This window comes from Aeromicrobium sp. PFPM2_SD2, from assembly GCF_057364525.1.
In genome coordinates this window covers 1-7,596 of the sequence record NZ_JBNFNZ010000073.1, presented here as the reverse complement: position 1 = coordinate 7,596, position 7,596 = coordinate 1, and the positions used below count along the sequence as shown (strand labels likewise).

9 protein-coding genes and 2 pseudogenes are annotated in these 7,596 nt (G+C 71.3%); 5 read left to right on the top strand and 6 right to left on the bottom strand.

The features are described from left to right. Positions 1–29: 29 nt before the first annotated feature. Entirely contained in the window at positions 30–275 is a 246-nt protein-coding gene (locus AC2W7G_RS05715) for a hypothetical protein (protein ID WP_485867587.1), read from the bottom strand. An 84-nt stretch (positions 276–359) separates the two neighbouring features. After that, a complete protein-coding gene (mca, locus tag AC2W7G_RS05710) occupies positions 360–1,262 on the bottom strand; it encodes a mycothiol conjugate amidase Mca (RefSeq protein WP_485867586.1) in 903 nt (300 codons plus the stop codon). A gap of 59 nt (positions 1,263–1,321) precedes the next feature. On the opposite strand from mca, the gene AC2W7G_RS05705 reads away from it, so the two are divergent. After that, a complete protein-coding gene (locus AC2W7G_RS05705) occupies positions 1,322–1,696 on the top strand; it encodes a DUF4307 domain-containing protein (RefSeq protein WP_485867585.1) in 375 nt (124 codons plus the stop codon). 65 nt (positions 1,697–1,761) lie between these two features. Then, a complete protein-coding gene (gene greA, locus AC2W7G_RS05700; protein ID WP_485867584.1) occupies positions 1,762–2,262 on the top strand; it encodes a transcription elongation factor GreA in 501 nt (166 codons plus the stop codon). 109 nt (positions 2,263–2,371) lie between these two features. Here the strand turns inward: greA and ilvA are convergent. The 3 genes and pseudogenes from ilvA to AC2W7G_RS05685 all read right to left on the bottom strand — a co-directional run bounded on the left by ilvA (position 2,372) and on the right by AC2W7G_RS05685 (position 4,740). Further along, positions 2,372–3,456, bottom strand: a pseudogene (ilvA, locus tag AC2W7G_RS05695) (threonine ammonia-lyase). A 145-nt stretch (positions 3,457–3,601) separates the two neighbouring features. Next, the gene (locus AC2W7G_RS05690; RefSeq protein ID WP_485867583.1) at positions 3,602–4,462 is read right to left on the bottom strand and encodes an AI-2E family transporter; all 861 of its coding nucleotides are present in this window, start codon (positions 4,460–4,462) and stop codon (positions 3,602–3,604) included. A 41-nt stretch (positions 4,463–4,503) separates the two neighbouring features. Then, the gene (locus AC2W7G_RS05685; RefSeq protein ID WP_485867582.1) at positions 4,504–4,740 is read right to left on the bottom strand and encodes a hypothetical protein; all 237 of its coding nucleotides are present in this window, start codon (positions 4,738–4,740) and stop codon (positions 4,504–4,506) included. An 83-nt stretch (positions 4,741–4,823) separates the two neighbouring features. On the opposite strand from AC2W7G_RS05685, the gene msrA reads away from it, so the two are divergent. Then, entirely contained in the window at positions 4,824–5,459 is a 636-nt protein-coding gene (gene msrA, locus AC2W7G_RS05680) for a peptide-methionine (S)-S-oxide reductase MsrA (protein WP_485867581.1), read from the top strand. Positions 5,460–5,532: 73 nt separating this feature from the next. Here msrA and AC2W7G_RS05675 read toward each other — a convergent pair whose 3' ends face one another. After that, positions 5,533–5,928: a DUF2510 domain-containing protein gene (locus AC2W7G_RS05675; protein ID WP_485867580.1), complete on the bottom strand. Its 396-nt coding sequence runs from the start codon at positions 5,926–5,928 to the stop codon at positions 5,533–5,535. 444 nt (positions 5,929–6,372) lie between these two features. Here AC2W7G_RS05675 and AC2W7G_RS05670 point away from each other — a divergent pair. Then, a pseudogene (locus AC2W7G_RS05670) lies at positions 6,373–6,832 on the top strand (mismatch-specific DNA-glycosylase). Positions 6,833–6,926: 94 nt separating this feature from the next. Continuing rightward, positions 6,927–7,418: an Hsp20/alpha crystallin family protein gene (locus tag AC2W7G_RS05665; protein ID WP_485867579.1), complete on the top strand. Its 492-nt coding sequence runs from the start codon at positions 6,927–6,929 to the stop codon at positions 7,416–7,418. Positions 7,419–7,596 lie beyond the last annotated feature (178 nt).

The following is a 7,596-nucleotide window of genomic DNA, read 5'->3' as shown; positions in this document are numbered from 1 at the left end:
TCTCCGCGGCGCGCCGGTCGTAGGCGAGGTCAGGCGTCGGAGCGCGGCTGGTCGTCGCCGTCGTCGGTGCGCGGGGCCCGGTCGGCGGCGCGCGGGTCGGGCTCCTCCTCGAAGCGCACCTTCTTCAGCTGCTTGGTGAAGCTCCACAGCAGCAGCGCGAGCACGATGCCCAGCAGGACGACCAGGCCCAGCGCGCCCCAGCCCGGCTTGACGACGTCGGGATCGATGTTGGGACGCTCGCCGGAGGAGGCCAGCAGGTAGGCGTACGTGCGCATGGCTCCAGCCTACGCGGGGGGCGCACGGGGACCGACGGGTCCCTTCGACCGCCCACAGGGCGCGGAGCCCAGGGACCGGAGGCGTCAGCGCAGGCCGGCGAAGAGGTCGTCCTCGGGCGTGGTCGTCTCGACGAACGACTTCACCAGCTCGAAGTCCTCCGTGGGCCACGCCTCGGCCTGGATCTCGCGCGGCACGGCGAACCAGAAGCCGTCCGGGTCGATCTGCGTGGCGTGCGCGATGAGCGCCTCGTCGCGCTTGTGGAAGTACTCGGCGCACTCCACCCGCGTGGTCATCCGCTTGTCGCGCTCGGGGTCCATGCGGGCCCAGCGCTCCTCGCTGTACGGGTTCTCCAGGCCGTGCTTCTCCATCGCCTGGGAGATCGCCTGCATGCGCGCCGCGCTCCAGCCGAAGTGGTAATAGAGCTTCTGCACCTGCCACGGCTCGCCGAGGTCGGGGTAGCGCTCGGGGTCGGCGGCCGCCTCGAAGGCGTAGACGCTGATCTCGTGGCACTTGATGTGGTCGGGGTGCGGGTAGCCGCCGTTCTCGTCGTACGTCGTCAGGACGTGCGGGCGGAACGAGCGGATGAGCCGCACCAGCGGCGCCGCGGCCTCCTCGATCGGCACGAGCGCGAAGCAGCCCTCGGGCAGCGGCGGCTTCGGGTCGCCCTCGGGCCAGCCGGAGTCGACGAAGCCGAGCCAGTCCTGCTTGATGCCGAGGATGTCGCGAGCGCGCGCCATCTCGTCGCGGCGGATCTCGCTGATGAGCTCGGGGTTGTCCTCGAGCCCGGGGTGCTGGAACGAGGGGTTGAGGATCGACCCGCGCTCGCCGCCGGTGCAGGTGGCGACGTGGACGTCGACCCCCTCGGCGACGTACTTCGCGGTCGAGGCAGCGCCCTTGCTGGACTCGTCGTCCGGGTGGGCGTGCACGTGCATGAGTCGCAGCTGGTCGCTCACGTCTCTCCTGTCCGTCGTTCGGCCGGGGACCATCCTTCCATGCAACGTCACCGACCTGCTGTCCGCTTCCCGTACCTGGGACAATGGACGTCGTGACGAACCTGGACGCCCGCTACGGCCGCCGCACCAAGCCGACCTGGTTCTGGTGGGCCGTCGCCGCCGTCGGCGTCGTCCTCGGCATCGCCTGGGCCGCCTGGGTGGCCACCGCCGAGAAGCCGGTGAGCGCGTCCCTGCACAGCTACGACGTCGTGAGCGACACCGAGGTGCGCGTGCGGGTGGACGTCGTCCTCAACACCGACGAGCCGGTCGAGTGCACGGTCTACGCCCAGAACATGAACCACGCCGTGGTCGGCGAGAAGACCGTGCGGGTGGACGGCGACCGGCGCGAGCAGGGCCTGACCATCGCCGTCCGCACGCAGGAGCGGGCCGTGAACGGCGTCCTGAGGTCCTGCCGCGTGGTGCGCTGAACTGGTAGCCTTGCGTATTCACCCCGGGCGGCGCCCGGGGTGCCGTACGTAGAAGGAGGCATGCCATGACGCAGCCGACGCAGGACACCATCTGGGTGACGCAGGAGGCGTTCGACCGTCTCCAGGCCGAGCTCGCGCACCTCAAGGGCGAGGTCCGGGCCGACATCACGGCCAAGATCGCCGCCGCCCGCGACGAGGGCGACCTCAAGGAGAACGGCGGCTACCACGCCGCCCGCGAGGAGCAGGGCAAGACCGAGGCCCGCATCCGCCAGCTCGAGGACATGCTCCGCCGGGCCGAGGTCGGCGACGCGCCGGCCGACGACGGCCTGGTCGAGGCCGGCATGAAGGTGACGATCCGGTTCGCCGGCGACTCCGACACCGAGACCTTCCTGCTGGGCTCGCGCGAGCTGCTGAGCATGGACTCCAGCGTCGACCTCGACGTCTTCTCCCCCACGTCCCCGCTCGGCGCGGCGATCATGGGCAAGAAGCGCGGCGACTCCGCGTCCTACGAGGCGCCGAACGGCCGCACCATCACGGTCGAGATCGTCGACGCCGTCCCGTTCTGAGCCTCACCCCCGCGCGGCTCCGCCGCGATGTGGACGCAAAGAGACCACGTTCCTGAGGAACGTGGTCTCTTTGCGTCCACTTCTGGGTGGAACGAGGCTCGGGTGAGGGTCAGAGCAGGTCGTAGCCGAGCTCGGTGAGCCTCTCGCGCACCTGCACCTGCTGATCGGTGCCGCGCGTGGAGACCTGCAGCGCCACCTCGACCTGCCGGACGCCCAGCGACTCGGACGTGCGGTCGTGCTGGACGTTGAGGATGTTGACCTGCAGCTCGGCCAGGGCCACGAGCAGGCGCATCAGCTCGCCGGGGCGGTCCGGGATGCGCACCCGGAAGGCCAGGAACCGGCCGGCCGCGTTGAGGCCGTGGCGGATGACCTCCATGAGCACGAGCGCGTCGATGTTGCCGCCGGACAGCACCGCGACGACCGGACCCTCGAAGCGTCCGGGGTGCTCCATCAGGGCAGCGACGCCCGCGGCCCCGGACGGCTCGACGAGCATCTTGGTGCGCTCAAGCAGCTGCAGCAGCGCCTGACTCATCGCCTCCTCGCTCACCGTCAGCACCTCGTCGAGGTGCTGGGCGATGACGTCGAACGGGATCCGGCCGGGCCGCGAGACCGCGATGCCGTCGGCCATCGTCGGCGCCATCTCCACCTCGACGGGCTCGCCGGAGCTCAGCGACGGGACGTACGTGGACGCCGCCTCGGCCTGCACGCCGACGATGCGGACGTCCGGGTGCTGCTCGCGCAGCAGCGCGATGCCGGCGGCCAGCCCGCCGCCGCCGATCGGCACCAGCACGGTGCGCACGTCCGGCACCTGCTCGACGATCTCCAGCCCGACGGTGCCCTGCCCGGCGAGGATGTCGTCGTGGTCGAAGGGGTGGATGAACTCCGCGCCGGTCTCGCGCGCGTACGCCTGGGCCGCTGCGACCGCCTCGGTGACGCCGCCGTGGACGAACTCCACGTCCGCGCCGTAGCCGCGGGTCGCGCTGACCTTGGGGATGGCCGCGCCCTCGGGCATGAAGATGCGCGCCTTGGTGTCGAGCATGGCGGCGGCGAGCGCGACCCCTGCGCGTGGTTGCCGGCGCTCGCGGCCACGACGCCGCGGGCCCGCTCCTGCGGGCTGAGCCGGGCGATGCGCACGTACGCGCCGCGGATCTTGAACGAGCCGGTGCGCTGCAGGTTCTCGCACTTGAGCCGCACCGTCGTGCCGGCCAGGTCGCTCAGCCAGCGCGAGCTGACGCACGGGGTGGTGGTGGCGACCCCGTCGAGCAGGGACCGGGCGGCGACGACATCGCTGAGCTGCACCCGGCCACCCTACGACCGGCCGGACCTCCGCCGTCGGACGCTAGGAGCGCTGCTCGGGCGCCGGCTCGACCGGCGGGTGCTCCTCGTCCGCGGGCAGCCCGTCGGAGGCGAACGTCTGGCCCTCCCCGGACGCGAGGTGGCGCACCACGCCGTTGAGGCACGCGGCGATCGGGACGGCCACGAGCGCACCCACGATGCCGCCCACCGTGATGCCGGCGACGATCGCCAGGATCACCGCGAGCGGGTGCACCGACACGATCCGGCCCATGATGAACGGCTGCAGGACGTGGCTCTCGATCTGCTGCACCGCGAGCACCGCGACGAGCATGAACAGCGCCGTCCACGGGCCCTGGGCGACGAGCGCGACGCCGACCGCCACCAGACCGGACGTGAGCGCGCCGACGATCGGCACGAACGCGCCGAGGAAGACGAGCACGCCGATCGCCAGGGCCAGCGGCACGCCCAGCACGTACGCGGCCAGCGCGATGCCCACGGCGTCCACCAGGGCGACGACGATCGTGGCGCGGACGAAGGCGGTCAGCGAGTGCCACGCGGTCTCGCCCGAGCTGTGCACGCGACTGCGGGACGCGCGCGGGAACAGCAGCACGATCCAGGCCCAGATCCGCTTGCCGTCGTAGAGGAAGAAGATGGTGGCGAACAGGACGACGAACAGCCCCGCGACGAAGTGGCTGACCGTCGTCCCGACCTCGCCGGCCGTGGCGAACAGGACGCCGTCGGACTGGGCGATCTTCTCCTGCGCGGTGTTGATGTACTGCTGCAGCTGCGCGTCGGTCAGGTGCAGCGGGCCGGTCTGCAGCCAGTCCTGCAGGTCGGCGATGCCGTCGACGACCCGGCGGCGCAGGTCGTCGAACTGGCGCGACACCTGCTGGCCGACCAGCACGAACAGGCCGCTGACGAGCGCGAGGAAGCCGACGACGACGATCAGCGTCCCGACCCCGCGCGCACGTGCCAGCGCTGCAGGCGGTCGACCAGCCCGGACGTCAGCGCGGTGAGCAGGAGGGCCACCGCGACCGGGACCGTGATGGCCGAGAAGTAGGCCAGCAGCCACAGCAGCGCGTACGTCGCGACGCCGAGCAGCAGCAGGCGCCACGCCCAGCCGGTCGCGATCTCCATGCCCCGCGGGATGCCCGGGCGCCGGTCGTCTCGTCGCTCGCTCACGTCGTCGACACTAGCGGGAACACGGCGGGGCGCCCGTCGGTTGAGCAGGGTGGACCGGCGTCCACGCCGGCGGAAAGGTGACCATGATCTTCGGCTTCGACAAGACCGCGATGCCCGAGCGCGAGAAGGCGCTCCCGGGCCGTCCGACCCGCCCGTTCTCCGTGGGCGACAAGCACCTCGTCACCGGCAACCCGATCGAGACCGACGGCCCCGAGGGCTTCGAGGTCGCCGTCGTCGGCCTCGGCTGCTTCTGGGGCGAGGAGAAGACGTTCTGGGAGCAGCCCGGCGTCTGGTCGACGTCGGTCGGCTACGCGGGCGGCTACACCCCGAACCCGACATACGAGGAGGTGTGCACCGGTCGCACCGGTCACGCCGAGGTCGTCCGCGTCGTGTTCGACCCGAGCGTCACGTCCTACGACGACCTGCTCAAGGTCTTCTGGGAGAACCACGACCCGACGCAGGGCATGCGCCAGGGCAACGACCGCGGCAGCCAGTACCGCTCGGTGCTGCTGACCACCTCGGCCGAGCAGCAGGCCAAGGCCGAGGCCTCACGCGACCGCTACCAGCAGCAGATGACCCAGGCCGGCTACGGCGCGATCACCACCGAGATCGAGCCGCTGCAGGACTACTACTACGCCGAGGAGTACCACCAGCAGTACCTGGTGAAGAACCCGTTCGGCTACTGCCCGCTGCACGCCACGGGCGTCTCCTACGCCTGACCCGGCACGCACGACGGCCCCGCGGACCGACCGGTCCGCGGGGCCTCGTCGTTCCTGGAGGGAACAGCGGTCGCTAGTTGCGCTTCGCCAGGCGATAGATGCCGTAAGTGACGGCCAGCAGGAAATCCACGAGCACCCAGAAAACGATGATTAAGAAGACACCGATGCCCGTGCCGACGTCCTGAGCGTCCTGACACGTCTGCTGATCCAGGACGCCGCAGTCCTCAGCTTCACCGGCGGACCCCACCCCGGCGATGATCCACACCAGGAACAGCACCTGGACGATCATGAAGAACCACAGGAAGACTCGCTTCTTGGGCTTCGTTGCGACGGCTGCCGGGGCCGCCGGAGCGTCCTGGAAGTGGTCGGTCCAGCCGTTTCCGTCCCACCAGCGCTGCCTACCCGATCCGTCCGGGTAGAAGCCGGCCGGTGGTTTCGCGCCATTTTCGGGCGTCGTCATGTCGGTCATTCGTCGGGTCCCTCTCGAAAGCGTGTGCGGGACACGCTCACCGCGCAAGACGCAACTTGTGGCGGTTTGTCGGGATTTCCCGTTCGCTCGACTCCGGCCGCACCGCCCACGCGAAGGTGCTCGTCGACCCCTCGCGGTGAAGGGACGGGCCCGGTCGACCCGGCCGGGCCCGTGAGCCGGGCCGGGGTGCGTCGGACGGGGGGGTCAGACGACGATGTGGTCGTGATCGGACGTGCCGAAGACGAGGGTGCCCGCGGCGATGGTCAGCGTCAGGACGGCTACCACGATGATCCAGCTCATGTCTCCACCGTAGGACGCGACAGGGCCACGGCAAGAGCGCGACGGTGGACGCGCGATGAACTCTCGGCGTACGCGGGCCGGACCATCCCCGACCTGCTCGGGCCGGGCCTGCGGCTGCTGTTCGTCGGCATCAACCCCGGTCTGGTGAGCGCGGCCACCGGCCTGCACTTCGCCCGCAACGGCAACCGGTTCTACCCCGCGCTGCGCGCCGCGGGCATCCTGCCCGCGGACGTCCTGACGCCGCAGGACGCGGCTCCCGTGCTGGTCGAGCGCGGCGTCGGCATCACCAACATGGTGCCGCGGGCCTCCGCGCGGGCCGACGAGCTCGACGACGCCGAGCTCGCGCGAGGGCCGCGACCGGCTCGAGCGGCTCGTGACCGAGCACCGTCCCCGGGTCGTCGCGATCGCCGGCATCACGGCCTACCGGACGGCGTTCGGCGATCGGAAGGCCGCGGCCGGCGAACAGCCGGGCACCTTCGCCGGAGCGCGGCTCTGGGTCGTCCCGAACCCCAGCGGGCTCAACGCCCACGCCAGCGTGGCGTCGCTCGCCGCCGCCTACGCGGAGGCGGCCGAGGCGGCTGGACTCGACGGACTTCCTGCATAGAATGCGAGTCATGGGAATTGAGTCGCATCGACTCACGTTGAACCGGGTGCCGGTCGAGGTGGCCGGCACATGATCGACCAGGAGGTTGGTTTCCATGACGACGCTCTCCCTCTTCAGCCGCCGCGACCCGTTCGCCGAGTTCGACTCGCTCATGCGATCGGCGTTCGCCGGCTCCGCCCCCATGACGACCGAGCGCACCGACTTCATGCCGTCGGCCGAGACCCTGCGCGACGGTGACGACGCCGTCGTCCGGCTCGAGCTCCCCGGCATCGACGTCGAGCGCGACGTCACCGTCGAGGCCGTCTCCGGCCGGCTCGTGATCCGCGGCGAGCGCCGCGACGAGCGCGCCGAGGACGACCACGGACGCCATGTCCGCGAGATCCGCTACGGACGCTTCGAGCGCACGTTCGCGCTGCCGTCCCACGTCGGGCCGGACGCGATCAGCGCCGCCTACGACGCCGGCGTGCTGAGCATCCGGGTCGCGGGCGTCTACGCCGGCACCGAGCCGACCCGCATCGCGGTCAGCTCGAGCTCGCCCAAGGCCGTCGAGACGGTCAGCGGCGAGACCGCCGACGACGCGTCCTGACGCACCGAGCACGAAGGCCGTCACCCTCACGCAGGGTGGCGGCCTTCGCCGTGTCCAGGACCCTCGATCGGCTCACCGAGCGGAGGGCGGGACTCAGGGGACGTGGTGGACCGGGCAGCCGGCGGGCGCTTCCGGCTCCTCGGCGTCCGCGGCGGGGCACCGGCGCCGGGGACGGCGG